26 protein-coding genes are annotated in these 26,313 nt (G+C 61.4%); 13 read left to right on the forward strand and 13 right to left on the reverse strand.

Annotation, left to right across the window (positions count from 1 at the left end):
- Window positions 1-84: 84 nt before the first annotated feature.
- The 6 genes from ubiA to recG form a co-directional block, all read right to left on the reverse strand.
- The gene (ubiA, locus tag P9292_RS23780) at window positions 85-942 is read right to left on the reverse strand and encodes a 4-hydroxybenzoate octaprenyltransferase (RefSeq protein WP_244827025.1); all 858 of its coding nucleotides are present in this window, start codon (window positions 940-942) and stop codon (window positions 85-87) included.
- Window positions 943-1,081: 139 nt separating this feature from the next.
- On the reverse strand, window positions 1,082-1,570 hold the full coding sequence (locus P9292_RS23785; protein ID WP_244827024.1) for a Dps family protein: 489 nt from the start codon (window positions 1,568-1,570) through the stop codon (window positions 1,082-1,084).
- 196 nt (window positions 1,571-1,766) lie between these two features.
- On the reverse strand, window positions 1,767-1,925 hold the full coding sequence (locus tag P9292_RS23790) for a hypothetical protein (RefSeq protein ID WP_244827023.1): 159 nt from the start codon (window positions 1,923-1,925) through the stop codon (window positions 1,767-1,769).
- Window positions 1,926-1,945: 20 nt separating this feature from the next.
- Window positions 1,946-3,430 (reverse strand): catalase, encoded by a 1,485-nt coding sequence (locus P9292_RS23795; protein WP_250463071.1) that lies wholly within the window; start codon window positions 3,428-3,430, stop codon window positions 1,946-1,948.
- A gap of 335 nt (window positions 3,431-3,765) precedes the next feature.
- On the reverse strand, window positions 3,766-4,725 hold the full coding sequence (locus P9292_RS23800; RefSeq protein ID WP_244827021.1) for a hydrogen peroxide-inducible genes activator: 960 nt from the start codon (window positions 4,723-4,725) through the stop codon (window positions 3,766-3,768).
- 140 nt (window positions 4,726-4,865) lie between these two features.
- Window positions 4,866-7,283, reverse strand: coding sequence for an ATP-dependent DNA helicase RecG (recG, locus tag P9292_RS23805; RefSeq protein WP_309961537.1), 2,418 nt, complete (start codon window positions 7,281-7,283; stop codon window positions 4,866-4,868).
- Window positions 7,284-7,367: 84 nt separating this feature from the next.
- On the opposite strand from recG, the gene queA reads away from it, so the two are divergent.
- From queA to secF, 5 genes are all read left to right on the forward strand, one after another.
- Window positions 7,368-8,420, forward strand: coding sequence for a tRNA preQ1(34) S-adenosylmethionine ribosyltransferase-isomerase QueA (gene queA / locus P9292_RS23810; protein WP_309841366.1), 1,053 nt, complete (start codon window positions 7,368-7,370; stop codon window positions 8,418-8,420).
- Between the two features lie 111 nt (window positions 8,421-8,531).
- Window positions 8,532-9,692 (forward strand): tRNA guanosine(34) transglycosylase Tgt, encoded by a 1,161-nt coding sequence (tgt, locus tag P9292_RS23815; RefSeq protein WP_309961539.1) that lies wholly within the window; start codon window positions 8,532-8,534, stop codon window positions 9,690-9,692.
- 222 nt (window positions 9,693-9,914) lie between these two features.
- Entirely contained in the window at window positions 9,915-10,241 is a 327-nt protein-coding gene (gene yajC, locus P9292_RS23820) for a preprotein translocase subunit YajC (RefSeq protein WP_244827017.1), read from the forward strand.
- Between the two features lie 123 nt (window positions 10,242-10,364).
- Entirely contained in the window at window positions 10,365-12,437 is a 2,073-nt protein-coding gene (gene secD, locus P9292_RS23825) for a protein translocase subunit SecD (RefSeq protein ID WP_309961541.1), read from the forward strand.
- Between the two features lie 26 nt (window positions 12,438-12,463).
- On the forward strand, window positions 12,464-13,414 hold the full coding sequence (gene secF, locus P9292_RS23830; protein ID WP_250463062.1) for a protein translocase subunit SecF: 951 nt from the start codon (window positions 12,464-12,466) through the stop codon (window positions 13,412-13,414).
- 132 nt (window positions 13,415-13,546) lie between these two features.
- Here the strand turns inward: secF and P9292_RS23835 are convergent, their stop codons facing one another.
- The 4 genes from P9292_RS23835 to P9292_RS23850 form a co-directional block, all read right to left on the reverse strand.
- Complete coding sequence (locus P9292_RS23835) at window positions 13,547-14,065, reverse strand: YceI family protein (protein ID WP_244827958.1); 519 nt, start codon at window positions 14,063-14,065, stop codon at window positions 13,547-13,549.
- 124 nt (window positions 14,066-14,189) lie between these two features.
- Window positions 14,190-14,753 (reverse strand): YceI family protein, encoded by a 564-nt coding sequence (locus P9292_RS23840; RefSeq protein WP_244827014.1) that lies wholly within the window; start codon window positions 14,751-14,753, stop codon window positions 14,190-14,192.
- Window positions 14,754-14,872: 119 nt separating this feature from the next.
- A complete protein-coding gene (locus P9292_RS23845; RefSeq protein ID WP_309841360.1) occupies window positions 14,873-15,442 on the reverse strand; it encodes a cytochrome b in 570 nt (189 codons plus the stop codon).
- A 215-nt stretch (window positions 15,443-15,657) separates the two neighbouring features.
- Entirely contained in the window at window positions 15,658-15,840 is a 183-nt protein-coding gene (locus P9292_RS23850; protein ID WP_309961543.1) for a hypothetical protein, read from the reverse strand.
- 99 nt (window positions 15,841-15,939) lie between these two features.
- Here P9292_RS23850 and P9292_RS23855 point away from each other — a divergent pair, with 99 nt between their 5' ends.
- The 5 genes from P9292_RS23855 (at window position 15,940) to P9292_RS23875 (ending at window position 20,351) form a co-directional block, all read left to right on the forward strand.
- A complete protein-coding gene (locus tag P9292_RS23855) occupies window positions 15,940-16,605 on the forward strand; it encodes a paraquat-inducible protein A (protein WP_250463059.1) in 666 nt (221 codons plus the stop codon).
- Window positions 16,602-17,291 carry a paraquat-inducible protein A gene (locus P9292_RS23860; protein WP_250463056.1) on the forward strand — a complete coding sequence of 230 codons (690 nt, stop codon included), beginning with the start codon at window positions 16,602-16,604 and terminating at the stop codon, window positions 17,289-17,291. The genes P9292_RS23855 and P9292_RS23860 overlap by 4 nt, the downstream gene beginning before the upstream one ends.
- On the forward strand, window positions 17,284-18,951 hold the full coding sequence (locus tag P9292_RS23865; protein WP_250463054.1) for an intermembrane transport protein PqiB: 1,668 nt from the start codon (window positions 17,284-17,286) through the stop codon (window positions 18,949-18,951). The genes P9292_RS23860 and P9292_RS23865 overlap by 8 nt, the downstream gene beginning before the upstream one ends.
- Complete coding sequence (locus tag P9292_RS23870; protein WP_250491787.1) at window positions 18,948-19,670, forward strand: membrane integrity-associated transporter subunit PqiC; 723 nt, start codon at window positions 18,948-18,950, stop codon at window positions 19,668-19,670. Before P9292_RS23865 ends, P9292_RS23870 begins: the two co-directional genes overlap by 4 nt.
- A gap of 72 nt (window positions 19,671-19,742) precedes the next feature.
- Complete coding sequence (locus tag P9292_RS23875; RefSeq protein WP_244827008.1) at window positions 19,743-20,351, forward strand: glutathione S-transferase N-terminal domain-containing protein; 609 nt, start codon at window positions 19,743-19,745, stop codon at window positions 20,349-20,351.
- A gap of 422 nt (window positions 20,352-20,773) precedes the next feature.
- On the opposite strand, the gene P9292_RS23880 is transcribed toward P9292_RS23875, so the two are convergent.
- The 3 genes from P9292_RS23880 to P9292_RS23890 all read right to left on the reverse strand — a co-directional run bounded on the left by P9292_RS23880 (window position 20,774) and on the right by P9292_RS23890 (window position 23,137).
- Window positions 20,774-21,331, reverse strand: coding sequence for a TetR/AcrR family transcriptional regulator (locus P9292_RS23880; RefSeq protein WP_244827007.1), 558 nt, complete (start codon window positions 21,329-21,331; stop codon window positions 20,774-20,776).
- Window positions 21,332-21,494: 163 nt separating this feature from the next.
- Complete coding sequence (mnmA, locus tag P9292_RS23885) at window positions 21,495-22,631, reverse strand: tRNA 2-thiouridine(34) synthase MnmA (RefSeq protein ID WP_309961546.1); 1,137 nt, start codon at window positions 22,629-22,631, stop codon at window positions 21,495-21,497.
- Window positions 22,632-22,645: 14 nt separating this feature from the next.
- Window positions 22,646-23,137 carry an NUDIX hydrolase gene (locus P9292_RS23890; RefSeq protein ID WP_309961548.1) on the reverse strand — a complete coding sequence of 164 codons (492 nt, stop codon included), beginning with the start codon at window positions 23,135-23,137 and terminating at the stop codon, window positions 22,646-22,648.
- A 222-nt stretch (window positions 23,138-23,359) separates the two neighbouring features.
- Here P9292_RS23890 and P9292_RS23895 point away from each other — a divergent pair, with 222 nt between their 5' ends.
- Genes P9292_RS23895 through P9292_RS23905 form a run of 3 tightly spaced genes read left to right on the forward strand, consistent with a single transcriptional unit; the run spans window position 23,360 to window position 26,287 of the window.
- Window positions 23,360-24,505 carry a Re/Si-specific NAD(P)(+) transhydrogenase subunit alpha gene (locus P9292_RS23895; protein ID WP_250491784.1) on the forward strand — a complete coding sequence of 382 codons (1,146 nt, stop codon included), beginning with the start codon at window positions 23,360-23,362 and terminating at the stop codon, window positions 24,503-24,505.
- 18 nt (window positions 24,506-24,523) lie between these two features.
- The gene (locus P9292_RS23900; RefSeq protein ID WP_244827003.1) at window positions 24,524-24,844 is read left to right on the forward strand and encodes an NAD(P) transhydrogenase subunit alpha; all 321 of its coding nucleotides are present in this window, start codon (window positions 24,524-24,526) and stop codon (window positions 24,842-24,844) included.
- A complete protein-coding gene (locus P9292_RS23905; RefSeq protein WP_244827002.1) occupies window positions 24,845-26,287 on the forward strand; it encodes an NAD(P)(+) transhydrogenase (Re/Si-specific) subunit beta in 1,443 nt (480 codons plus the stop codon).
- The last annotated feature ends 26 nt before the right edge of the window (window positions 26,288-26,313 follow it).

Below are 26,313 nucleotides of genomic sequence, written 5' to 3' on the forward strand. Positions count from 1 at the left end.
GAGTCTAGCCACTGGATGGATTGACGCAATCAGTCGATGGCCCGAAAACTGTCATAAAGATGCGTCGGCAAGATTAACGGCGCATCAAGCCAGCGCGTAATGCAGCGCAATTCCCACGAACAACATGCCGCCGAGCCAGTTGTTATGTTTGAACGCAGCGAAACATCCCATGCGGTCGCGCTCGCGAATCAGCGCGTAGTGATAGACGGCGCATGCCGCGGCGGCAAGCCAGCCAAGCCAGTACGCCCAGCCAAAGCCAAGCGCCACGCCTATGCCCACATAGATGGCGAGCGTTACGGCATAGCAAAGCATGACGGCGAACACGTCGTATCGCCCGAAAGTGAGCGCCGATGTACGGATGCCTATCTTGATGTCGTCGTCGCGATCGACCATGGCGTATTCGGTGTCGTAGGCCACCGACCAGAACACGTTGGCCGCGAGCATGATCCACGCGAGCGCGGGCACGTGATTCTGCACGGCGGCAAACGCCATGGGAATGCCGAAGCCGAACGCAATGCCGAGATACGCCTGCGGTATGGCGAAGAATCGCTTGGTGAAGGGATAGCTGCCCGCGACGAACAGCGCGAACACCGACAGTTCTTTCGTGAGTGTGTTGAGCGGCAGTATCAGCAAAAACGCAAGGAGCGATAAAGCCGCCGCGAGCGCCACCGCTTCCCATGCCTTGATCTTGCCCGACGTGATCGGACGCTCGGCCGTACGCTTCACGTAGCGGTCGAAATCGCGGTCGGCGTAGTCGTTGATGGCGCAGCCCGCCGAGCGCATGAGAATGGTGCCGATCACGAAGATGACGAGCAGCATTGGCGAAGGATGCCCGTTGGACGCGATCCACAATGCGTTGAGCGTCGGCCACAACAGCAGCAGGCTGCCGATGGGTTTATCCAGGCGCACGAGGCGCATATACAGCGGAAGGCGGGCGAGCATGGCAAGGCAGCGAAAGTTCGATGGCCTATTTTAGACCAGCGTGCTGGCGCAAGCCCGCGCATTGCGCCCACAAAAAAACCCCGCGCACGGGGTTTTCATCGAAGCGTTTGAAGCTTTCCAAGCGTTTGAAGCCGAGACGTCAGGCCAGCATGGCGCGCAACATCCACGCGGTCTTCTCATGCGTCTGCATGCGCTGCGTGAGCAAGTCGGCGGTCGGCTCGTCGTTGGCGGCGTCCGTCGCGGGGAAGATTTCGCGCGCCGTGCGCACCACCGCTTCCTGACCTTGCACTAACTGGCGAATCATCTCTTCGGCCGAGGGCACGCCATCCGCTTCCGGAATGGTCGACAGCCGCGCGAAGTCTTTGTAGCTGCCCGGTGCATGCACGCCCAGCGCGCGAATACGTTCGGCGATGGCATCCACGGCGAGTGCGAGTTCGTTGTATTGCGTCTCGAACATCAGATGGAGCGTGTTGAACATCGGCCCCGTGACGTTCCAGTGAAAATTATGCGTCTTCAGGTATAGCGTGTACGTGTCGGCCAGCAGACGGGACAGCCCGTCGGCGATCTTCTTGCGATCCTCGTCGTTGATGCCGATGTTGACGGGAGGTGCAGCGTCTTTATTCGCCATATTGACTCCGTGAAAGTGTGATTCGAACGTTGAGTGCGCCTATTGCTCAAGCGAGGCGCGAAGCTACAGACCGTCCGCTAGTTTATCGTAGAAACAAGGTCACTTTTTTATATGGCGCGGCTTTGCATGCGTGGAAGACAGGCCGCCGCGTGGTGCTGACAGAGCGGCCTGTCTTCGTGTCGATAGACGTCCTGCCTCAGGCGAAAACGCCCGCGCCCGCGCCATGCAATGCACTGGCAACGACGAGCCCGTAACCCATCGCGACGGCGCCAAACGCAAGCGTCACGCGCACTTTGCGACTAGTGGCTTCGATATGTTTCATGGCCTGCTCGATGGTGTTGAATGCCTGATTCATGGTCGTTTCTCCCTGGCCGATCACGCGGCCGCCGTATCTTCCTCATCCTGCTTCACGGTTACTTTCTGTCCGAGCTTGATAAGAGCATCTATCACGCCTGCCGCATAAGCCGGGTCCGCGCGGCGGAAGTGTTCGATCTGACGCGCGACGATCTCATCCGGTACGCCGAAGATATGCCGCGCGATATTGCCGAAGAACCGCTCGCGCTGCGCTTCGTCGAAGAGACGGAAAAGCGCGCCTGCCTGGCTGTAGTAGTCGTCGTCCTCACGGTGATCGAAGCGATACACCGTCCCCGCCGCGAGCGGCGGCTCGTTCACGCTCGCGTCCTGCGCGAATTCGCCAAAGCGGTTCGGCTCGTAATTGACGCGCGATCCGAGATTGCCGTCGACGCGCATTCCGCCATCGCGATGAAATGCATTCGCCACCGGCACGCGCGGCGCATTCACCGGAATCTGATGATGATTGATGCCGAGCCGATAGCGCTGCGTGTCGCCATAAGAGAAGAGGCGCCCTTGCAGCAAGCGGTCCGGCGAGAAGCCGATGCCCGGCACCACGTTGGCGGGCGTGAACGCGGCCTGCTCGACTTCCGCGAAATAGTTCTGCGCATTGCGGTTCAATTCGATCACGCCGACATCGATCAGCGGATGGTCCTTGTGCGGCCACACCTTGGTGACATCGAACGGATTGATGCGATAGCGCGCCGCTTCCTCCTCGCTCATCACCTGAATGCGGAAATTCCAGCGCGGAAACTCGCCACGATCGATGTTGTCGACCAGATCGCGCTGCGCGCTTTCCCGATCGTTCGCGATCACGGCGCCGGCTTCGGCATCCGTGTAGTTTTCGAGCGGCTGCTGCGACTTGAAGTGGAACTTCACGTAGAAGCGCTCGTTATCGGCGTTGATGAACGAGAACGTGTGCGAGCCGAAGCCATGCATCTGCCGATAATTCTTCGGAATACCGCGATCGCTCATGAGAATCGTCACCTGATGCAGCGATTCTGGATGACGCGACCAGAAATCCCAAGCGGCGACATTGCTGCGCGTGTTCGTGTATGGGTCGCGCTTCTGCGTGTGGATGAAGTCGGGAAATTTCAGCGGATCGCGGATGAAGAACACCGGCGTGTTGTTGCCGACCACGTCCCAGTTGCCTTCCTCGGTGTAGAACTTGATGGAGAAGCCGCGCACGTCGCGTTCGGCATCGGCGGCGCCGCGTTCGCCTGCCACCGTCGAGAAGCGCATGAAAATCGGCGTTTCCTTGCCGATCTCCGAGAAAATCTTGGCTTTCGTATAGCGCGAGATGTCGTGCGTGACGCGGAACGTACCGAAGGCGCCCGAACCCTTTGCATGCACGCGGCGCTCGGGAATCACTTCGCGGTCGAAATGCGCGAGTTTTTCGATCAACCAAAAATCCTGCAAGGTCACGGGACCGCGCGGACCGGCGGTTTGCGAATTCTGATTGTCGCCGACGGGTGCGCCAGCGGCAGTCGTGAGGCGTTCGTTGGTCATCGTGATACTCCTGTTTTTGCGTTGGCTTGAGATGAGTGATGCGACGGTTCGCCGAGTTTCAGGCGACGCGGGCGAAGTCCGCTAGAACGCGCACGGCGACGTGGCGCAGTTCGTTCCATGATTTGGCGATGGCGGCGTGGCGGTGCATGACGTTCCTCCGTGGGCTTGGCCGGAGTGGCCAAGCGCTGTCGATGGAGAAATCTTATAGAAAACTATCGAAAACAAAAATTTGATTGAATTTATCTATTCGATAGCTGGGGGCGCCACCAAGATGAAAAAGCCGTGACTTCGATGAAGGCACGGCTTTGCGATGACACGTCAAACTTACGGCGGAGTCAGTTCACCGCCACCGGTATGTCCAGCTTTCTCACGCCAGGCAAATCACAGGCAGCGATGGCATCACTGATCGCGTCGATGGCAGGCACGCGCGTGAAGCTCTTGCGCCACGCCAGCACGACGCGCCGGTCCGGGACGGGGTCATCGAACGCGACGTAACTAAGCAGGCCGGAATCGATGCCCGCCGCGTGCGGCTTCACTTCATGCACCGACATACGCGGCAGGACCGTGATGCCGACGCCGCTTGCCACCATATGCCGGATGGTTTCCAGCGACGAGCCTTCGAAGGTCTTTTGAATGCCGTCCGCGTTCTGCGAGAAGCGCATCAGCTCCGGACACACGCCGAGAACGTGATCGCGGAAGCAATGGCCGCTGCCGAGCAGCAGCATGGTTTCCTGCTTCAAATCGTCCGGATCGATCTTCGCGCGGTTTTCCCACGCATGACCCGAAGGCATGGCAACGACGAACGGCTCGTCGTACAGCGCGCGCACCATGAGGCCCGTTTCGGGAAATGGCAGCGCCATGATCGCCACATCGATCTCACCCTGCTTCAGCAGTTCGATCAGCTTGAGCGTGTAGTTTTCCTGGAGCATTAGCGGCATCTGCGGCACCGCCTTGATCATCTGCTTGACGAGCGTCGGCAGCAGATACGGCCCGATCGTATAAATGACGCCTAGGCGCAGCGGTCCGACAAGCGGGTCCTTGCCCTGTTTGGCGATTTCCTTGATGGCTAGCGTCTGCTCGAGCACGCGCTGCGCCTGCGTGACGATCTGCTCGCCGATGGGCGTCACGCTGACTTCGCTCGTGCCGCGCTCGAAGATCTGCACGTTGAGTTCGTCTTCGAGCTTCTTGATTGCCACCGACAGCGTCGGCTGGCTGACGAAGCACGCTTCGGCGGCGCGGCCAAAGTGCCGCTCGCGCGCAACCGCGACGATGTACTTAAGTTCAGTGAGCGTCATTGGAGGCCAATGGAATACATTGATTCGATAGGTTTATCTTATACACCCGCCAAGCGCAATTCGACAACTCTCGCGGCTATTGCAAACGCGGCTGTGTATTTAGCAAATAGGGACCGACGACGCCCGCTCAAGTTCACCCATCACGCTTTTAGATACTGTTCGCGCACGCCCAGCCAGCGGGTGAGATGGCGCGTAACGGCGTCTGGGAACGCTTCGAGCATGCGATCCGCGGCCGCGCGCGCGGGTTCGATCAGCCAGCCGTCGTTTTCGAGGCTGGCAAAACGCAGCATCGCCTCACCGGACTGGCGCGCGCCGAGAAACTCGCCGGGACCGCGAATTTCAAGATCGCGGCGGGCGATCTCGAAGCCATCGGTCGTTTCGCGCATCGTTTGCAACCGGGAGCGCGCGGTTTGCGAGAGCGGATTCGCGTACATCAGCACGCACACCGAAGCGGCGCTGCCGCGCCCCACGCGTCCACGCAACTGATGCAGCTGCGCGAGCCCGAAACGCTCCGCATGCTCGATCACCATCAGCGATGCATTCGGCACGTCCACGCCCACTTCGATCACCGTGGTCGCGACCAGCAATTGCACTTCGTTGCGCGAGAAGGCGTCCATGACCGCCGCCTTTTCAGCGGGCGCAAGCCGACCGTGAACCAGCCCGACGCGCAGTTCGGGCAGCGCCGCGACGAGCGTTTCGTAAGTCTCGACGGCGGTTTGCAACTGCAGCGTCTCGCTTTCCTCGATCAGCGGACACACCCAATAAACTTGCCGACCAGTCAGCGCCGCCTCGCGCACGCGGCCGATGATCTCGTCGCGGCGGCTGTCGGAGACGATTCTCGTGAGAATCGGCGTGCGGCCAGGCGGCAGTTCGTCGATGGTCGAGACATCGAGATCGGCGTAATAGGTCATGGCGAGCGTTCGGGGGATCGGCGTCGCGGACATCATCAGCTGATGCGGCTGGAAGTCCTTCGCCCCGTTCGATGCTTTCTGCGCCTTCGCCCGCAGCGCAAGCCGCTGCGCGACACCGAAGCGATGCTGCTCATCCACGATCACGAGGCCCAAACGCGCGAACTCGACCGAGTCCTGAATGATCGCGTGCGTGCCGATGACGAGGTGCGCGGTGCCGAGCGCGGCGGCCTCGCTTGCGCTGCGTTTGTCCCGGGCTTTGAGACTGCCGGCGAGCCACGCGACCGACACGCCAAGCGGTTCGAGCCAGCCGCGCAGCTTGCGCGCGTGCTGTTCCGCGAGAATTTCGGTCGGCGCCATGAGCGCGGCCTGATAACCGGCGTCGATGGCCTGCGCCGCCGCGAGCGCCGCAACGATGGTCTTGCCGCTGCCGACATCGCCTTGCAAAAGACGTTGCATCGGATGCGCGAGCGTCAGTTCGTGCGCGATTTCCGCGCTGACGCGCTGCTGCGCGCCGGTCAGCGAAAACGGCAGCGCTTTCAGGAGACGCACGACGAGCGAGGCGGTATCGCCGGCGGCACGGCGCGGCATGGCGGGCGCGGCGCGAGTGCGGCGTTCGGCGTGCGCGCGCTTGAGCGACAACTGCTGCGCGAGCAGTTCCTCGAACTTGATGCGCGTCCACGCCGGATGCGTGCCGTCGATGAGCGCGGTTTCGTCGGAATCCGCGCGCGGATGATGCAGTGTGCGCACCGCGTCGAGCAGGCCGGGCACGTTGAGCGGGGCGAGATGCGCGCGCGCGATCGGCTCGGGCAGCAACTCCGGCAGAAACACGCGAGAGAGCGCGCTGTCGATCGCCTTGCGCAGATACGCCTGCGAGACGCCCGCGGTCGCCGGATAGACGGGCGTGAGCGCTTGCGGCAGCGGCGTGTCGTCATCGACGGGGCGCACGACCGGGTGCACCATCTCCAGGCCGAAAAAGCCGCCGCGCACGTCGCCGCGCACGCGCAGGCGCACGCCGACGGACATCTGCTTGACTTGCGAACCGTAGAAGTTGAGAAAGCGCAGCGTCAGGTCGTCGCCGGCATCGTCGCGAATCTTCACGAGCAATTGCCGCTTCGGCCGATACGCGATCTCGTTATCGAACACGACGCCTTCCGTCTGCGCGATGTCGCCGGGAATGAGTTCGGCGATTGGCGTGAGCGACGTTTCGTCTTCATAGCGCATCGGCAGATGCAAGACGAGGTCGATGTCGGTCTTCAAGCCGAGCTTGGCGAGCTTGTCGGCGGGTTTGACGAGCTTGGGCGCGGTTTTGCCGGCGCTGGTCAGACCCGCGTTCCCAGTTTTCGCGGCCGACGCGGGTCGGGCGGCGCGAGTGGAGTGCGCATCCGCCACGCTCGGCTCCTCGAAGGTTTCGGCGGTGCTGTCGAAACCCGCGCCTTGAGCCTTCGCCGCCGAAGCAGTCGGCTGCGAATCACCGTCGTCGAGCGCGGACGCCCGCACCTCGCCCTCCGGCTGGATCGTGCCCGTTATCACCGGCTTCGCCGCTTTCGTCCGCGTGCGCGCGGCCTTCCCTTCGACACGCGCGCCGCTGTCTTTGGCGCTTGGAAACGCTTCGTCGGGAGAAGTCACGCGGCGGTCGGACAAGGGCATCTGCTCTCTTCGCAAGTACAATATGGGGTTTTGGTCGGCGCGCCTGTGCCGCCCTCAAGCAACATCGGGCAACTATCAAACGCCATGTTCACGCTTTCCGATTTCGATTTTAATCTGCCGCCCGAGCTGATCGCGCAGAGTGCGCTCACCGAGCGCAGCGCGAGCCGTCTGCTCGAAGTGGATAATCGCGTTTCGCCGGCCACGCTCATCGACCGGCGTTTCTCCGATCTGCCGAACCGGCTCGACGCCGGCGACCTGCTCGTCTTCAACGATACCAAAGTACTCAAGGCGCGCTTCCTCGGCCAGAAGGCCAGTGGCGGACGCGTGGAAGTGCTGGTAGAGCGTCTGACGGGCGCAACCACCGCGCTTGCGCAGATTCGCGCGAGCAAGAGTCCCGGGCCGGGCACGACCATTCGCCTCGCCGATGCATTCGATGTCACCGTCGGTGAGCGCGTCGAACCGTTCTATACGCTGCATTTTCCGGCCGAGTGCCTGACGCTCATCGAGCAATACGGGCGCTTGCCGCTTCCGCCGTATATCGAGCACGACCCCGACGCCTACGACGAAACGCGTTATCAGACCGTCTACGCAGCGAATCCCGGCGCGGTGGCGGCGCCGACAGCGGGCCTCCATTTCGACGATGCCCTCTTCGCCCGGCTCGACGCGCGTGGAGTCGAACGCGCCACGCTCACGCTGCACGTCGGCGCGGGCACGTTTCAGCCGGTACGCGTGGACAATATCGCCGAGCACAAGATGCACAGCGAGTGGTACGAGTTGCCGCAGTCGCTCGTCGATAAAATCGCGGCGGTGAAGGCGCGCGGCAATCGCGTGATCGCCGTGGGCACGACGTCCATGCGCGCGCTGGAAGCCGCCGCCCGCGACGCCGCCGAAGCCGGCCGCCCGCTCGCCGCGACGAGCGCCGAGACGGATATCTTCATCACGCCGGGCTACACCTTCCGCGTGGTCGACCGGCTCGTCACCAATTTCCATTTGCCGAAGTCGACGCTCCTGATGCTCGTGTCCGCCTTCGCCGGCATGGACGCGATCCGCGCGGCTTACCAGCACGCCATCGACGAGAAATACCGCTTCTTCAGTTATGGCGATGCCATGCTTTTGACTCGCCATTCCCAAACTTAACCATCTACGCGCCGGACGTATCGACCGAAGCTGACGGCTTGACTTCCATGGCCAGCGACAGCGCTTACCATGGCGACAATCTCTGCGCTCCCCGGCGGCCCAGGAACCACAATGACCGAGAATCACACTCCGCCCGACAACGGCCTCAAGTTCGAACTGCTCGCCACCGACGGACAGGCGCGTCGCGGCCGTCTGACGCTGAATCACGGCGTCGTCGAAACGCCGATCTTCATGCCGGTCGGTACCTACGGCACCGTCAAGGCAATCCAGCCGCGCGAACTCGAAGAGATTCGCGCGCAGATCATCCTCGGCAATACGTTTCATCTTTGGCTGCGTCCGGGTCTCGAGACCATCGGCGCGCATGGCGGGCTGCACAGGTTCATGGGATGGAACCGTCCCATTCTCACGGATTCAGGCGGCTTTCAAGTGTTTTCGCTGGGCGAACTGCGCAAGATCACGGAAGAAGGCGTGACGTTCGCTTCGCCGATCAATGGCGACAAACTTTTTCTCTCGCCCGAAGTGTCGATGCAGATTCAGAAGGTGCTGAATTCAGACATCGTCATGCAGTTCGACGAGTGCACGCCTTACGCCACAAACGGCGTAACGACGACGCACCAGGAAGCCGCCGACTCCATGCGCATGTCCATGCGCTGGGCGAAGCGTTCCATCGACGAGTTCAACGGGCTCGGCAATCCGAACGCGCTGTTCGGCATCGTGCAGGGCGGCATGTTCGAGGACTTGCGCGACGAGTCGCTCGCGGGTCTCTCGGAAATAGGCTTCCATGGGCTCGCCATAGGCGGCCTTTCGGTCGGCGAGCCGAAGGAGGACATGATGCGCGTGCTCGATCACATCGGCCCGAAGCTGCCCGCCGACAAGCCGCATTATTTGATGGGCGTCGGCACGCCGGAAGATCTGGTCGCGGGCGTGGCCGCAGGCGTCGACATGTTCGATTGCGTGATGCCCACGCGCAACGCACGCAACGGCTGGCTCTTCACGCGCTTCGGCGACCTCAAGATCAAGAACGCGACGCACAAGAACTCGCAAAAGCCGCTCGACGAAAGCTGCGGTTGTTATACGTGCCGCAATTTCACGCGCGCTTATCTGCACCATCTGCATCGCGTGGGGGAAATTCTGGGCGCGCAGCTGAACACCATTCACAACTTGCATTACTACCTGGAACTTATCGGCGAAGTGCGCCAATCGATCGAAACACACACGTTCGAGGCATTTCGCAAGACGTTCGCGGAGAATCGGGCGCGCGGCGTCGACTAAGGCGGGACGGATATCGCCCGGACAAGCATTACAATCGCCTTTCCGTCGCTCGCAACGGACTCTCGAAAGTCGCGGTAACGGCTTGATGCCAAAGCGCATTCCAGCCATTTGAGGGGCGCTGCGAGTGGTAGAATATCGGGCTAATTTCTGGCCCAGGTTTTCAAACGCATTTGCGAACGTCATTTCGAACGCAATTCTGAACGTATTAACGGAGAGACCAACGTGTCGTTCATTTCCAATGCCTTTGCACAAGGCACCGCCAGCAGCGCGGAATCGAGCCTGATGAGCTTCCTGCCGCTGATCCTGATGTTCGCCGTGTTGTACTTCATCATGATCCGTCCGCAGATGAAGCGTCAGAAAGAACATCGCAACATGCTGTCGGCCATGGCCAAGGGCGATGAAGTCGTCACGAACGGCGGCATCGTCGGCAAGGTCACGAAGGTGTCGGAAGCTTACGTTGGCGTGGAAATCGCCGAAGGCACGGAAATCACCGTGCAGAAGGCTGCCGTCACGACCATTCTCCCGAAGGGCACCATCAAAGCGCTGTAAGGCCACGTTCCTTCGCGTCCGGCGCGGCCTCGCCACCGAGCCACCGGGTCTTCCCATGCGGTTCGCAGCGCATGACGCCGGACGCCCCCTCCCCCGCAGCCAACTTTCCGTTCGGCCATCCCCATGAATCGTTATCCCCTCTGGAAGTATGTCGTGATGCTGGTGGCGCTCGTCATCGGTCTCGTCTACACGCTTCCCAATTTCTTCGGCGAAGCGCCTGCCGTGCAGGTATCGAGCGGCAAGGCAACCGTGAAGCTCGACTCCGCCACGCTTTCGACTGTCGAGAGCGCGCTCGCCGCGGCAAAGATCCAGTCCGACGAAGTCACGTTCGACAACTCGTCGGCGAGTGCGAACATTCGTGTGCGTCTGAAAGACACGGACACGCAATTGCATGCGAAAGACATCATCACGAAGGCGCTGAACAGCGACCCGACCGACCCGCAGTACATCGTCGCGCTGAACCTGCAGAGCGCATCGCCGCGCTGGCTCTCCGCGCTGCATGCATTGCCGATGTACCTCGGTCTCGACTTGCGCGGCGGTGTGCACTTCCTGCTGCAAGTGGACATGGCCGGCGCGCTCAACAAGAAACTCGATTCCGACGCCGCCGACGCGCGCACTTACCTGCGCGACCGCAATATCCGCGATGGCGGCGTGAATCGCGTGGGGCAATCGGTGGTGGTGAATTTCGCCGATGCGGCCGCGGCCGACAACGCGCGCACGTTGCTCACGACGGGCGTCGCCGAATTGCAATGGACCACGCGTCAGGGCGGCGACGGCTACCAGGTGGTCGGCACCTTCACGCCGGGCACGCAGCGCACGGTGGAAGACGGCGCGCTCAAGCAAAACATCACGACGCTGCATAACCGCGTCAACGAACTCGGCGTGGCCGAGCCCGTGATTCAGCAACAGGGTTCGGACCGGATCGTCGTCGAGCTGCCGGGCGTGCAGGACACGGCGAAGGCAAAGGACATCATCGGCCGCACGGCGACGCTCGAAGCACGTCTCGCCGATCCCGTGAACACCTACGGAAACGCAACCGACCCGGTGCCGCCGGGCGACGAAGCGTTCAAGCAGGGCGACCGCACCGTGTTCCTGCGCAAGCAGATCATCTTCACGGGCGACCGCATCATCGACGCGTCCACGGGCTTCGACGATCATCAGCGTCCGTCCGTGAATCTTCGCCTCGACTCGGCCGGCGGCCGCGCGGTGTCGAGCGTGTCGCGCGACAACATCGGCAAGCCGATGGCCATGGTTCTGTTCGAAAAGGGCAAGGGCGAAGTGCTGACGGTCGCGACCATCCAGTCCGAACTCGGCGACCGCTTCCAGATTACCGGCCAGCCGACGCCGCAAGCCGCCACGGATCTCGCGCTGCTCTTGCGCGCCGGTTCGCTCGCAGCGCCAATGGACATCATCGAGGAACGCACGGTCGGGCCGAGCCTTGGCGCCGACAACATCAAGAAGGGCTTCGATTCGGTGCAGTACGGTTTCGCCGCGATCGCCATCTTCATGATCGTGTACTACATGCTGTTCGGCCTGATCTCCATGTTGTCGCTGTCGGTCAACCTGCTGCTGCTCGTCGCGATCCTCTCCATGCTGCAGGCCACGCTGACCTTGCCGGGTATCGCGGCTATTGCGCTTGCGCTCGGCATGGCGATCGACGCGAACGTGCTGATCAACGAACGTATCCGCGAAGAACTGCGTAACGGCGCGCCGCCGCAAACGGCGATACAGGAAGGTTTCAAACACGCCTGGGCGACCATTCTCGACTCGAATGTCACCACGCTGATCGCCGGTCTCGCGCTGCTCGCGTTCGGCTCGGGTCCGGTACGCGGCTTCGCGGTCGTGCACTGTATCGGCATTCTGACCTCGATGTTCTCGGCGGTGTTCTTCTCGCGCGGCCTCGTGAACCTGTGGTACGGCGGCAAGAAGAAGCTGAAGTCGCTGGCTATCGGTCAAGTGTGGCGCCCGGAAGGCGGCAACACCGAAGCTGCGGCGGCCGCGTATCTCGCCGCCCAACGCGGTGACGATTCGCCCGTCGACGAAATCATCAAGACGGTGAAAGGCAAGACCAAGACGGCTGTTCCCGTCGCGGCGCCGCGTGCTCAGGTTCAGACGCCTGCGCGCGGCGGCAAGCCGAGCGTGCGCCGCCGTTCTGGTCCTGGCATCGATGAGGAAAAACCGGGTTCGCCCCGCTGATTGACTGAACCCCGGAGAAACGAAACATGGAATTCTTCCGCATTCGCCGCGACTTGCCGTTGATGCAGCGCGCGTTGATCTTCAACGCGATCTCGCTCATCACGTTCCTCGCGGCTGTTTTTTTCCTCGTGCATCGAGGCCTGCATCTGTCGGTGGAGTTCACGGGCGGAACGGTCATCGAGGTGCAGTATCCGCAAGCCGTGCCGCTCGAACCCGTGCGCGGCACCATGGCCAGGCTCGGTTACGCCGATGCGCAAGTGCAGAACTTCGGCACATCGCGCGACGTGCTCATCCGTTTGCCGATCAAGCAAGGCCTCACGTCGGCGCAGCAGAGCGATCAGGTGATCACCGCGCTCAAGGTCAACGACCCGCAAGTCACACTGCAACGTGTCGAGTTCGTTGGGCCCCAGGTGGGCAAGGAACTCGTGACCAACGGGCTGTTGGCGCTGGCTTGCGTGGTGATCGGCATCGTGATCTATCTGTCGTTCCGCTTCGAGTGGAAGTATGCGGTGGCGGGCGTTATCGCCAACTTGCACGACGTGGTGATCATTCTCGGCTTCTTCGCTTACTTCCAGTGGGAGTTCTCGCTGTCCGTGCTGGCGGCGATTCTCGCGGTGCTCGGCTATTCGGTTAACGAGTCGGTGGTTATCTTCGACCGGATTCGTGAAACCTTCCGCAAGCAGCGCAAGATGACGGTGATCGAGGTCATCAACCACGCGATCACGAGCACGATGTCGCGAACCATCATCACTCACGGCTGTACGGAAATGATGGTGCTCTCGATGTTCTTCTTCGGCGGTCCGACGCTGCATTACTTCGCGCTGGCGCTGACGGTGGGTATTCTGTTCGGTATCTACTCGTCGGTGTTCGTGGCTGCCGCGCTCGCGATGTGGCTGGGCGTGAAGCGCGAAGATCTCGTCAAGGACAAGAAGGACAGGTTCGATCCGAACGATCCGAACGCGGGCGCTCAGGTTTAAGGCGCGTCGTAACGATGGACAAGCAAAGGGCCGGTCTTCGAAAGGAGACCGGCCCTTTGCATTTGGCGCGGGCGCAAAAAAACCGCCTCACGTACAGCACGCGAGGCGGTTTCATCCCACACTCGATGAAACTTACTGCTTCACCCCTTCGGCCTGGATATGCAGCGTCGTCTTCAGGCTGAAGCCGTACGACTTGCCGTAGTCCATGCCGAAGTCGCCGCGATCGAACGTCGCCGACGCTTCCGTGCCGCACACTTCCTTCTTCATCATCGGATTGACGAAGCACTTGAAGGTGTCGAGCTTCAGGTTGAGCGGCTTGGTCACGCCGTGCATGGTCAGCGTGCCGATGACTTCAACCGGCGTGTCGCCGTTGAAGCGGATCGACGTGCCCTTGTACACCGCGGTCGGGTACTTGGCGACATCGAAGAATTCGGCTTTTTGCAGATGCTCGTCGAGCTTCGCGTTGCCGGTGTTGATCGATGCAATGTCGATCGTCACTTCAGCCGTGCCGGTCTTCGCCGCGCGATCGAGCACGACGGTGCCGCTGCTCTTGTTGAACTTGCCGCGCCACGTGGACACGCCGCCGAAGTGATCGGATTCGAAGCTCGGATACGTGTGGTTCGGATCGAGCTGGTAGGTGTCAGCGGCCATTGCGCTGAACGAAAGGCTTGCTGCAAGCGCGCCTGCGGCGAAAACGGAAAGTTTGTTCAAGTGCTTCTCCTGGTTGAATCGTTGCGATGCAATGAGTTGGCTTTGATTTGCTTGAGTCGGCCGCTTACTTCTTCGCGGCGACGATATGAAACTTGATGACGACATCGTCGGCGACCACCGACGTGTCTTTCCATTCACCCGTTCCAATGTCGAACTGGTTGCGCTTGATCGGCAGCGAGCCGTCGAACGTTTCCGTTGCGCCCTGCTGCGTGATGGTCACGGGCACCGTGACCGTCTGCGACTTGCCCTTGATGGTGATTTTGCCCGTCACCTTGTATTGATTGCCGCCCGCCGGCGCAATGGCGCTCGAAACGAACGTGGCGGTCGGATAGGTCGCGGCATCGAACCATTCCTTGCCGCGCACCTGCTTGTTGTAGTCGTCGTCGCCGAGATCGTAGCTGCCGGTATCGATCGTGATATTCGCGCTGCCGGCGGCGGGTTTGGCCGGATCGAACGAAATCTGCGCCGTGAACTTGTTGAACTTGCCGTCCGTGGGCACGTTCATCTGCTTCGATGTCGCGGTCACGCTGCTCTTGCTTACGTCCACTTGCGCATGTGCGCCGATGGCGAGCGCAAGCGAGCTCGCCGATACGGCGGCCAGCATCCAACGATTGAGTTTCACTTTCATGTGTACCTTTTCCTGATCGGGTCCGACGAACATCCGGTATTGGAAATCAAAAGAATGCTGGAACAAACAGCAGGCGGGAAACGCCTTGCCAACGCACAGGAAACAATCGCATCGGCGGCTTAGCGCAGAAACGGAAGCATGCGGCCGAGCAAGCCATCGCGATCGACGAAATGATGCTTGAGTGCCGCGAGCACGTGCATCACGACGAAGAAGAGCAACGTGTAGTTCAGCGCAATATGCACGATTCTCAGCGTCGCCTTCAAAGCCTTGTCCGGCCCGATGATGGTTGGCAACGGCAACACGCCGAGATAAACCACCTGCAAGCCGGCCGCGGAACTATAAAGATAACCCGATGCGGGAATCACCAGCATGAGTGCGTAAAGGAGGAAATGCGTGAGATGCGCCGCGCCCTTCTGCCAGCCCGGCATGTCGGCGGGCATGGGCGGCGCGCGATGCGTGGCGCGCCACACGAGCCGCAGAACGGCAAGCGCGAACACGGTCACGCCAATCCACTTGTGCCACGAAAAATACTTGAGCTTGGTCGGCGTGAAACCCGGGATGTCCGTCATGATCCAGCCGAGATAAAAGCCGCATACGATCAGCAACGCAATCAGCCAGTGCAGGCCGATTGCCGTGGCGCTGTATCGTCCGGTCGACTGAGCCGACGCGATGCGAACGCTGCTTTCCATATTGCTTCACCCTGATATTCATCGTTATGCGGCTGGCCGTCCGGAACGACGGGTCTTCAAGGCCGCAATCCTACATCAACAATACGGAATTGCCAGCGCGTGCGAGGTGTCTGCCCAATAGCCGCAAAGCCCCGCCGCTATTGACGCTGCGCGCTCTTTTGCTGCTACGTCGCACTGTTGCAACGAACTATTCCGCCCATGCAACGGTCGATTGATCATTCGGCTTCAGTCGCCCGCACGCCCTGCAAGACGCCAATCACACGCCCGACCGACGCCCGACCGACGCCCAATGAGGAATAACGATGGAGCATGCGCCAATATTCCCGCGCTCGTTTCACCGCGTCCACCACCTGTCCGCGCCGCCAGATAAGCGTCAGTCCCGCGACGTTTGTTACCATGCTGCTTCCGATCGCGCTGGCTCGTAATTTGCTGTGCTCGCTCCGAGCCGATCTTCGCGGCGCCAGATCAACCCGCATCAGAAGGCTCGGCTTCAGACCATGAACGAGAACGAACCGGATGAACTCATTGCGTGCCACGAGTGTGACGCGCTTTTCAAGAAGCGCGCGTTGCCCCGGCATACGTCGGCGCGCTGTCCGCGTTGCGGTGCGCTGCTCTATCGCAGTATCGCGGGCAATCTCGATCGCATCAGCGCCATGACGCTCGCCGCGCTGATCACCTTCGTGATCGCGCAGGCGTTTCCCATCGTCGAACTGGACGCCAACGGCATCACTTCGCAGACCACGCTGATCGGCGCAATCGTTTCCTTGTGGAACGAGCAGATGGAGATCATCGCGGTGCTGGTGTTCTTCGCCACCATCTTCGCGCCGCTCGCCGAACTGCTCGCGCTGCTCTACGTGCTCGTGCCACTGCGCGCGGGTTACGTGCCGCCGGGCTTCAATGCCACGTTACGCACCATTCAGTTCGTGCGTCCGTGGGGAATGATCGAGGTGTTCATGCTCGGCGTGCTCGTCACGCTCGTGAAGATGGTGAGTCTCGCGCGCGTGATTCCCGAAGCCGCGCTGTTCGCTTTCGGCGCGCTGACGCTGATGGTCGCCGTGGTCGTGAGCTTCGATCCGCAACGGCTGTGGGATATCGCCGAAAAGCTGCCCAAGCGCGCGGAACGCAGACAACGCATCGCACCGACGGTGAGGCAGAAATCATGAATCCGGATCAAACCAGCGCGGCCGTCGATGAACCCGAAGCGCCGCCGCCTACGCTCTACACCACGGCATCGCGCCAGAACGTCGTGGCGTGCCACGCATGCGGTCTGGTGCAGCCGCTCGCGCATACCATCGAAAGACAGCGCTGCACGCGCTGCGACGCGGTCGTGCACCGGCGGCACCCGGATGCCATCGCGCGCACGTGGGCACTTCTTATCAGCGCGGCGATTTTGTACATTCCGGCGAACCTGTTTCCGGTCATGCACACGTCGTCCATTCTCGGCTCCGAGGACGACACCATCATGTCGGGCGTCGCGCTCTTCTGGAACGATGGCGACTATCCGCTCGCGGCAATCATCTTCATCGCCAGCATTCTCGTACCGATGATGAAGCTCGCCACGCTCGGCTTCCTGCTCATCAGCGTACAGCGACGCTCGGTGTGGCGACCGCGCCAGCGGACCACGCTCTTTAGAATCGTCGAAGGCATCGGACGATGGTCGATGCTCGACGTCTTCGTGGTCACGCTCACCGTCGCGCTGGTGCGTTTCAAGTCGCTCGCGGTCATCACGGCGGGACCGGGAACCATCGCCTTCGCTTCGGTGGTCGTGCTCACCATGCTCGCATCCATGCAATTCGACCCGCGCCTCATATGGGACAACATAGAACCGTCAGGAAAGAAACATGACTAGTGGCCAGGGGCCGAACGGGCCGAACGAATCCACGCGTGGTGACGAGCCGTCGAAACAAGGCGGCGGACTGCCGCCCAATCTGCCGGAACCGGTGATCGAGCCACGCAGCCGCTGGCTGCCTTCGCTCGTGTGGGTCATTCCGCTCGTGGCGGCGTTGATCGGCATCTTTCTGGTGGTCAAGACCGTGACGAGCCGTGGACCGACGGTGACCATCAGCTTCGTCAGCGCGGAAGGGCTCGAGACCGGCAAGACCAAGGTGAAGTACAAGGACGTGGATATCGGCACGGTCAAATCGATCACGTTGTCGAAAGACCATTCACGCGTACTCGTCGATGTGCAACTCACCAAGGAAGCCACCGATTTCGCCGTGAAGGACACGCGCTTCTGGGTCGTGCGCCCGCGCGTGGCGGCAAGCGGGGTGACGGGGTTGTCCACCTTGCTCTCGGGTGCGTATATCGGTGTCGATGCGGGCAAGTCCTCCGAGGATCAGAGCTATTTCGTCGGGCTGGAGACGCCGCCCGCCGTCACGGCGGATCAGAAAGGCCACACTTTCACGCTGCACGGAGAATCTCTCGGTTCGCTCGATATCGGCTCGCCGGTCTATTACCGGCGCGTGCAGGTCGGTCAGGTGACGGCGTTTTCGCTCGACAAGGACGGCACCGGCGTCACCATGCAAGTGTTCGTCAATTCGCCCTACGATCAATACGTAGGCGGCAATTCGCGCTGGTGGCATGCGAGCGGCGTGGATCTGCGCCTGGATTCGAGCGGCTTCACGCTGAACACGCAGTCGCTCGCGACGGTGATTCTCGGCGGCATTGCGTTCCAGACGCCGCCGAACCAGCAGTCGGGCGCGCAGGCAAAGGACAACTCCACGTTCCGCCTCGCCGCCGACCAGGCCGACGCCATGCGCGATCCGGACGGCGAACCCGTGCACGTGGTGATGAACTTCAATCAGTCGCTGCGCGGCTTGTCGGTCGGCGCGCCGGTCGATTTCCGCGGCATCGTGCTCGGTCAGGTGACGGGTATCGGCGTGCGCTACGACCAGGAATCGCATTCCTTCATGATGCCGGTGACGATCGACCTCTATCCGGACCGCCTCGGCCGGCGCGCGAAGGAAGCGCTCCCCGACAAGGGGTCGCCGGCGAGCCAGGACATGCTCAATCTGCTCGTCAAGCGCGGTCTGCGCGGCCAGTTGCGCACGGGCAATTTGCTGACGAGCCAGCTTTACGTCGCGCTCGACTTCTTCCCGAAGGCGCCGGCCGCGAAGGTGCTCGCCAACACAGACCCGATCGAGTTGCCGACCGTGCCGAACACGCTCGACGAATTGCAATTGCAGATCGCCGACATCGCCCGCAAGCTCGACAAGATTCCGTTCGACGAGATCGGCACGAATCTGAACGGCTCGCTCAAGCAGGCCAATGCGCTCTTCAAGCAACTCGATACGGAAGTCGTGCCGGAAATGCGCAGCACGCTGACCGAGGCGCAGAAAACCTTCGGCGCGGCGCAGTCGACGCTTTCGCAAGATTCGCCGGTCCAGTCCGACGTGCGTCAGGCCATGCAGGAACTCACGCGGACGCTGCAATCGCTCAATGCGCTCGCCGATTATCTGGAACGCCATCCGGAATCGCTGTTGCGCGGGAAAACGGGAGAAAAACCATGAGGTTCGTCGCGTCGTTGTTGACTCTGGGCGCGGCAGGCGTGCTCGCCGCCTGCGCCTCGTCGCCGTCGAGCCGCTTCTACACGCTCACCGGAACGGACGCGCCGGGCGCGGCGCCCGCGCAGCCGGCCTCGCTCTATTTCGAACTCGCGCCGGTGGACATGCCGCAGCAGGTCACGCGCAACCAGTTGGTCGTGCAGACGAGCCCCGCGCAGGTCAAGGTGCTCGAAACGGAACGCTGGGCCTCGCTGCCGTCCGACGAAATGCGGCGCGCGCTGTCCGCGGATCTGACACGCCAGCTCGGGGCAATCGATGTCTCGGGCACGGCGCGGCCGGAAGGAACGCCGCTGTATCGCGTGAAGGTGAACGTGCAGCGCTTCGAATCGTGGCCGGGCTCGCGGGCCGTGATCGACGCCGTGTGGAGCGTGCAGACATCGGCGGGAGCGCAGACGACGCTCACGTGCCGGACCGTGGCGCAGGAACGCGTCGGCGATGGTTTCGATGCGCTCGTCGACGGGCATCGGCAGGCGGTGAGCGAGATTGCATCGGCGATTTCGAGCGGCGTGCGAAGTGTCGCCGCGCTGCCGCCCGCGCCCGCCGTCTCGTCTTCTGCAAAGGGCAAGACGCCCGCCAGCCCGCCGAGTGCGCCGCTCTTGCCGTGCCCGGCGGGGAATCTGGCGGCGTTGTCACCAGACGACACCCACGCGCGGCGTCCCCTGTAATTTGCCGATGGCTTGCGTGCGTCCGTTAAGATCATTCTCGACTGCATTAAGAAATGATCGCGAAGATAGATAATGAAACTGATCGGTTCGCACACAAGTCCATACGTCCGCAAGGTTCGGATCGTCATGGCAGAGAAGAAGATTGATTGCGAACTGGTGCTCGAGGACGTATGGGCATCCGATTCCAAGATCCACGACTACAACCCGCTCGGCAAGGTGCCCTGCCTGATTCTGGACGACGGCGAAGCGGTGTTCGATTCGCGCGTGATCTGCGAGTTCGTGGATACGCTCACGCCTGTCGGCAAGCTTCTGCCGCAGGAACGCCGCGAGCGCACCGAAGTGCGCTGCTGGGAAGCGCTCGCCGACGGCATGCTCGACGCCGCCGTGCTGATTCGCCTGGAAGGCGTGCTGCGTGAGGAAGGACAGCGCAGCGAGGCGTGGATCAAGCGGCAGCGTTTGAAGATCGACGACGGCATTCGCGCAATGGCGCGCGGTCTTGGCTCGAAACAATGGTGCTCGGCGAACCGCTTCACACTTGCCGATATCGCCTGTGGTTGCGCACTCAGTTATCTGGATTTCCGCCTGCCGGAGTTGAATTGGCGCGATGCGCACCCGGCGCTCGATAAGTTTTACGCGCGGCTTGCGCAACGGCAGTCGTTCGTGGATACGGCGCCGGCTTGAACGCGAGCGGACGCTTCGCTTCCCGGATTGACGCGGCCTCGATGGCCGCGTTTGCTTTGTTAAAAGCTACGCGTGGCCCATTCAGCATTAGCAAATCGATCTTGTCACGATAATCGCGGCAAATTTCCGATTGTTTTGCGGCTTGCTTCATACGACGACTGCTGCACGAAATCGTCACTAATCCGCAATTCAAATTGAATCTACTCCTAGATAGATTTTCGTAACGTTTAAGCCGTTGCACATAATTAATATGCGACGGAATTCAAGCCGCAAGCTTTAAACGGCGGCTACTGCCGCTCAATTGTCCGCACCGACCCGATTCGAAGGCAAAGTAAAACACTTCCAGTCAAAATCTATCTACCTAGAGATAGGTTACACAACGCGAAAACCCATGAAATCCACATAGTTATCCACAGGGTTATCTACCGTCTGACAGCGTCGACAACTTCGTCCAGTCTGGCGCGCGTTTGAAACAGCCGGCAAGCAAGCAAACTGCCTTGAAATGCAGCATATAAGGCGCGCGCCGCCGCTTCCGGCTTGCCACCCGCATCGAGCGTGTCTTGCGCTTCACCTTCCGCGAGCACTTTCGCCAGCCAATTCTCGTTCGCCTTGAAAAAACCCTGCACGGCTTGACGAACCTTTTCGGGTAACGAATCGAAATCCGCCGAAAGCATGCCGCACAGGCACACTTGCTTCCCGTCGCCGAGAATGCGCCCAAACAGTTTCGTGTATCGATCGAGTTTTTTGTCGGCCGCCGCGGAACTGTCGATGGCATAGACCGACGACATGACATCCGCGCTGTAGGCATTCACGGCTTCCAGCGCCAGGTCTTCCTTGGCGGGAAAGTAGTAATGGATGCTCGACGTCTTCACGCCGACCAACTCGGACAAGTCGCGATAGCTGAAGCCGTTGTACCCGCGCGTCATGATGAGCGTCTGTGCATGTTCCAGCAGTGCTTCGCGTACGGTGTTCTTGTCCATTGCGCAGTCTCCGGATTTTCTGACACTAACAATAGTTATCGCATCCCACGTCGGAGAATTTATCTATCGCTAGATAGACAGTCAAGCACTTGTATCAAAAAAGCTTTATTGCGTCGGTGGAAGTCGGCGAGTTTCGATGATCCGGAAAACTCGCCGATAAGCGTCAAAGCGCCTGCGTGGCCAACTGCTCCGCGCTCATCGCGGAAGTCTGCCCCGAAGCCGCCTGTTCGATGATGCCGCCACCAAGACACACATCGCCCTGATACAGCACCGCCGATTGCCCCGGCGTCACCGCCCATTGCGCGTCGTCGAAATGGAGCGCGAAGCGGGCATCGTCGGCGCGCGAGAAATGGCATGCGGCATCCTGTTGCCGGTAGCGCGTCTTCGCGCCACAAGCCGCGCCTTCTTCCGGCGCGAATCCGGCGACCCAACTCGTGTTTCCCGCTTCCAGCGTGTTCGACAAGAGCCACGAATGGTCATGCCCCTGCACGACATAAAGCGTGTTGCTTGCCATGTCCTTGCCCGCGACGAACCACGGCTCGCCGCTGCCGTCCTTCGCGCCGCCGATACCAATGCCCTTTCGCTGCCCAAAGGTATAGAACGCCAGTCCGATATGCTCGCCGACGACCTTGCCATCCGGCGTCTCCATCGGACCGGGCTTGGTCGGCAAATAGCGATTCAGGAATTCGCGAAACGGCCGTTCGCCGATAAAACAGATACCGGTCGAATCCTTCTTCTTCGCGTTCGGCAAACCGATCCGGGCCGCGATCTCGCGGACCTGCGTCTTCGGAATTTCTCCGAGCGGAAACAGCGTCTTCGATAACTGCTGCTGATTCAACCGATGCAGAAAGTACGACTGATCTTTCGTGGAATCGGTCGCCTTGAGCAACTGGAACAGGCCGTCCTGCTCGCGCACGCGCGCGTAATGCCCGGTCGCGATGGTTTGCGCGCCGAGCGACATCGCGTGATCCAGGAACGCCTTGAACTTGATCTCGGCATTGCACAGCACGTCCGGATTCGGCGTGCGGCCGGCCGAGTACTCGCGCAGGAACTCCGCGAAGACGCGGTCCTTGTATTCCGCGGCGAAGTTCACGGCTTCCACGTCGATGCCGAGCAGATCCGCCACCGACACCACGTCGATCCAGTCCTGACGCGTCGAGCAATATTCGCCGTCGTCGTCGTCTTCCCAGTTCTTCATGAAGAGGCCGACGACGTCGTAACCCTGCTCTTTCAGAAGCCATGCCGTGACCGACGAATCCACGCCGCCCGACATGCCCACCACTACTCTGCGCTTGCTCATAGGAATACCGCGGCTCAAGTCTGCTTAAGAGGCGCGACCGGCGCGACCGAATGCGTATGAATGAAATCGAGCGGCACGCGCCGCCCGGATAAATAATCGTCGACCCGCTGCATGACGAGCGGCGTCCGATGCCGCTCGCTGATCGCGCGGAGCTCGTCGGCGGTCAACCACATCACGCGGACAATGCCTTCGTCCAGCGCCCGCCCCGCCGTCTCGCCGAGCGACTTGCCGCAAAACGTAAAGCTCAGATACGTGACATCGCCGCTCGCCCGCGTGAAGTGCGTCATGTACGCGCCGACGAAGGCCTCGGGTTCGAAGCGATGCGCCGTTTCTTCCAGCGTCTCGCGGATAGCTGCCTGAACCAGCGATTCGCCTGCTTCCAGATGACCGGCAGGCTGGTTGATTTTCAGGCCGCCGGATGTGTGCTCCTCGACGACGAGGAAGCGTCCATCGGCTTCGATGACCGAAGCCACCGTGACGTGAGGAGCCCAAGTATCTGATTTCATGTTCGATATTTTATCGTGCCGACGCTCATCGCGCCCGGCGCCTTCGAAGCTCGCTCGTGAGAACGAGTGACAACCCTCGGCGGGAAAGAACGAGTGCCGGATCGGCTCATTCTTCGGTTACAGTGGAGACAGCCGTTGATTCCAGCATTTGAAACGAAACTCAGCCCCGAGTTTCCTGACGCCAGCCCCGGCGCGGAAGCGAGAAGACAGGAGGATTCGAATATGCACATCGGAGTGCCTGCTGAAACGGGGGCGAACGAGGCGCGTGTCGCCGCCACGCCCGAAACGGTCAAGAAACTCGTCACTCAGGGGCATCGTGTTTCGGTGCAAAGCGGCGCGGGCTTGCGAGCAAGTTATGTCGACGACGCCTTCGCGCAATCGGGCGCCGATCTCGTCGATGCCGCCACCGCTTTTTCCGCCGAACTCGTTCTGAAAGTTCAGTCTCCGGGCATCGACGAACTCGCGTGGCTCACGCCGGGCGCCGTGGTCATCGGCATGCTCGATCCATTCAATACCGAAAACACCGCGCGGATCGCCGCCACCGGCGTGACGGCGTTCGCGCTCGAAGCCGCGCCGCGCACGACGCGCGCGCAGAGTCTCGACGTGCTGTCGTCGCAGGCGAACATCGCGGGATACAAGGCGGTGCTCGTCGCCTGCCAGTATTACCAGCGCTTCATGCCGATGCTGATGACCGCCGCCGGCACCGTGAAAGCCGCGCGCGTGCTCGTGCTGGGCGCGGGCGTCGCGGGACTGCAGGCGATTGCGACGGCCAAGCGCTTGGGCGCCGTGGTCGAAGCGTCGGATGTGCGGCCAGCCGTGAAAGAGCAGATCGAATCCCTGGGCGCGAAGTTCGTCGATGTCCCCTTCGAAACCGACGAGGAACGCGCGGCGGCGGAAGGCGTGGGCGGCTACGCGCGGCCCATGCCGCCGAGCTGGCTCGCGCGTCAGTCGGCGCAGGTGCATGAACGCGCGAAGGCGGCGGATATCGTCATCTCGACCGCGCTGATTCCCGGCCGTCCCGCGCCCACCTTGCTGTCCGTGGAAACGGTCAAGCATATGAAACCGGGCTCGGTGATCGTCGATCTCGCGGCGGGACGCGGACCCGAATTCGACGGCCGTAAAGGCGGCAACTGTCCGCTCACCGAAGTCGATCAGGTGGTGATGAAGCATGACGTGCATATCGTAGGCTTCACGAATCTGGCGTCGATGGTCGCCACCGACGCCTCCGCGCTCTACGCGCGCAACCTGCTCGACTTCCTGAAGCTGATCATCACGAAGGAAGGCACGCTCAACATCGACCTTGCGGACGATATCGTCGCGGCCACGCTTCAGTGCCGCGACGGGCAAGTCACGCGCCCGGCGGCTTAAAAGCACACGGAGATCAACATGGACGTCATCAATCACACGGTGATCAATCTCATCATCTTCGTGCTGGCGATTTACGTCGGCTACCACGTGGTCTGGAACGTCACGCCCGCGCTGCACACACCCTTGATGGCGGTGACGAATGCAATCTCGGCAATCGTCATCGTTGGCGCGATGCTCGCGGTCGGTCTGACAATCGGCGGCGCTGGCAAGTTCTTCGGCACGCTCGCGGTGCTGCTTGCGGCGGTGAACGTGTTCGGCGGCTTTCTCGTGACCCGGCGAATGCTTGAAATGTTCAAGCGCAAAGAGCCGAGAAAACTCATCAAGAAGGAGGGCGCGTAAATGAGCATGAACGTCGTCACTCTTCTGTATCTCGTCGCTTCGGTATGCTTCATTCAGGCGCTGAAGGGCTTGTCCAATCCGAAGACCGCGCGCATCGGCAATACGTTCGGCATGGCGGGGATGGCGATCGCCATCGTCACCACGCTCGCGCTCATCGCGAAGCAGGCTTCCTATCTCGGTTCCAATCTCTCGCTCGGACTCACGCTCTTGTTCGCGGCGCTTCTGATCGGCGGCGCGGCGGGCGCCTATATCGCGGCGAAAGTCGAGATGACGAAGATGCCCGAACTCGTCGCCGCGATGCACTCGCTGATCGGGCTCGCGGCGGTCTGCATTGCGTATGCCGTGGTGTCGGAACCTTCGGCGTTCGGCCTTGCGCCGCCGGGCTATTACATGCCGTACGGCAATCGCGTCGAGTTGTTCATCGGCACGTTCGTCGGGGCGATCACGTTTTCCGGTTCGGTGATCGCGTTCGGCAAGCTGTCGGGCAAGTACAAGTTCCGGCTCTTTCAGGGCGCGCCCGTCACGTATTCGGGACAGCATCTCATCAACTTGCTCCTTGCCGTGGCGATGATCGGCTTCGGCGTGATTTTCATGCTGACGCAATCATGGTTGCCGTTCATCGTGATGACGTTGATCGCGTTCGCGCTGGGCGTGCTCATCATCATTCCGATTGGCGGCGCGGATATGCCGGTGGTCGTGTCCATGCTCAATTCGTACTCGGGCTGGGCGGCGGCGGGCATTGGTTTCTCGCTCAACAATCCGATGCTGATCATCGCGGGTTCGCTGGTGGGATCGTCGGGCGCGATTCTGTCCTACATCATGTGCCGGGCGATGAACCGCTCCTTTTTCAACGTGATTCTCGGCGGCTTCGGCGGCGAAGCGGGCGGCCCGGCGGTGGGCGGCGCGCAGGAACAGCGCCCGGTGAAATCCGGTTCCGCCGATGACGCGGCCTTCATGCTCGGCAATGCGGAAAGCGTGGTGATCGTGCCGGGTTACGGGCTTGCGGTGGCGCGCGCGCAGCATGCGCTGAAGGAACTGACGGACAAGCTCGTGGAGAAAGGCATCGACGTGCGCTATGCGATTCATCCGGTCGCCGGGCGCATGCCGGGGCACATGAACGTACTGCTCGCCGAAGCGGAAGTGCCCTACGAAATGGTGCAGGAGATGGACGACATCAACAGCGAGTTCGGGCAGGTGGATGTGGTGCTCGTGCTCGGCGCCAACGACGTGGTGAATCCTGCGGCGAAGACCGACCCGAAATCGGCGATTGCAGGCATGCCGATTCTTGAAGCGTACAAGGCGCGCACGATCATCGTGAACAAGCGGTCGATGGCGGCGGGCTACGCCGGGCTCGATAACGAACTGTTCTATATGGACAAGACGATGATGGTTTTCGGGGACGCGAAGAAGGTGGTGGAGGATATGATGAAGGCGGTGGATTGAGGGGCTGACGTTCATTTTTGCCTGGT

The sequence above is a fragment of the Caballeronia sp. LZ001 genome, from assembly GCF_031450875.1.
In the GTDB taxonomy this organism is placed as follows: domain Bacteria; phylum Pseudomonadota; class Gammaproteobacteria; order Burkholderiales; family Burkholderiaceae; genus Caballeronia.

Excerpts from the sequence above, each read along its gene's own strand:
- recG (WP_309961537.1), bottom strand. The coding sequence starts at position 7,283 with ATGCCCTTGTCCGACCGCCGCGTGACTTCTCCCGACGAAGCGTTTCCA.
- P9292_RS23860 (WP_250463056.1), top strand. The coding sequence starts at position 16,602 with ATGAATCCGGATCAAACCAGCGCGGCCGTCGATGAACCCGAAGCGCCG.
- ubiA (WP_244827025.1), bottom strand. The coding sequence starts at position 942 with ATGCTCGCCCGCCTTCCGCTGTATATGCGCCTCGTGCGCCTGGATAAA.
- P9292_RS23905 (WP_244827002.1), top strand. The coding sequence starts at position 24,845 with ATGAGCATGAACGTCGTCACTCTTCTGTATCTCGTCGCTTCGGTATGC.
- P9292_RS23855 (WP_250463059.1), top strand. The coding sequence starts at position 15,940 with ATGAACGAGAACGAACCGGATGAACTCATTGCGTGCCACGAGTGTGAC.
- secD (WP_309961541.1), top strand. The coding sequence starts at position 10,365 with ATGAATCGTTATCCCCTCTGGAAGTATGTCGTGATGCTGGTGGCGCTC.
- queA (WP_309841366.1), top strand. The coding sequence starts at position 7,368 with ATGTTCACGCTTTCCGATTTCGATTTTAATCTGCCGCCCGAGCTGATC.
- P9292_RS23800 (WP_244827021.1), bottom strand. The coding sequence starts at position 4,725 with ATGACGCTCACTGAACTTAAGTACATCGTCGCGGTTGCGCGCGAGCGG.
- tgt (WP_309961539.1), top strand. The coding sequence starts at position 8,532 with ATGACCGAGAATCACACTCCGCCCGACAACGGCCTCAAGTTCGAACTG.
- P9292_RS23835 (WP_244827958.1), bottom strand. The coding sequence starts at position 14,065 with ATGGCCGCTGACACCTACCAGCTCGATCCGAACCACACGTATCCGAGC.
- P9292_RS23795 (WP_250463071.1), bottom strand. The coding sequence starts at position 3,430 with ATGACCAACGAACGCCTCACGACTGCCGCTGGCGCACCCGTCGGCGAC.
- P9292_RS23890 (WP_309961548.1), bottom strand. The coding sequence starts at position 23,137 with ATGAAATCAGATACTTGGGCTCCTCACGTCACGGTGGCTTCGGTCATC.
- P9292_RS23785 (WP_244827024.1), bottom strand. The coding sequence starts at position 1,570 with ATGGCGAATAAAGACGCTGCACCTCCCGTCAACATCGGCATCAACGAC.
- P9292_RS23875 (WP_244827008.1), top strand. The coding sequence starts at position 19,743 with ATGAAACTGATCGGTTCGCACACAAGTCCATACGTCCGCAAGGTTCGG.
- P9292_RS23850 (WP_309961543.1), bottom strand. The coding sequence starts at position 15,840 with ATGGTAACAAACGTCGCGGGACTGACGCTTATCTGGCGGCGCGGACAG.
- P9292_RS23880 (WP_244827007.1), bottom strand. The coding sequence starts at position 21,331 with ATGGACAAGAACACCGTACGCGAAGCACTGCTGGAACATGCACAGACG.
- P9292_RS23900 (WP_244827003.1), top strand. The coding sequence starts at position 24,524 with ATGGACGTCATCAATCACACGGTGATCAATCTCATCATCTTCGTGCTG.
- P9292_RS23895 (WP_250491784.1), top strand. The coding sequence starts at position 23,360 with ATGCACATCGGAGTGCCTGCTGAAACGGGGGCGAACGAGGCGCGTGTC.
- P9292_RS23845 (WP_309841360.1), bottom strand. The coding sequence starts at position 15,442 with ATGGAAAGCAGCGTTCGCATCGCGTCGGCTCAGTCGACCGGACGATAC.
- P9292_RS23865 (WP_250463054.1), top strand. The coding sequence starts at position 17,284 with ATGACTAGTGGCCAGGGGCCGAACGGGCCGAACGAATCCACGCGTGGT.
- secF (WP_250463062.1), top strand. The coding sequence starts at position 12,464 with ATGGAATTCTTCCGCATTCGCCGCGACTTGCCGTTGATGCAGCGCGCG.
- P9292_RS23870 (WP_250491787.1), top strand. The coding sequence starts at position 18,948 with ATGAGGTTCGTCGCGTCGTTGTTGACTCTGGGCGCGGCAGGCGTGCTC.
- P9292_RS23790 (WP_244827023.1), bottom strand. The coding sequence starts at position 1,925 with ATGAATCAGGCATTCAACACCATCGAGCAGGCCATGAAACATATCGAA.
- mnmA (WP_309961546.1), bottom strand. The coding sequence starts at position 22,631 with ATGAGCAAGCGCAGAGTAGTGGTGGGCATGTCGGGCGGCGTGGATTCG.
- P9292_RS23840 (WP_244827014.1), bottom strand. The coding sequence starts at position 14,753 with ATGAAAGTGAAACTCAATCGTTGGATGCTGGCCGCCGTATCGGCGAGC.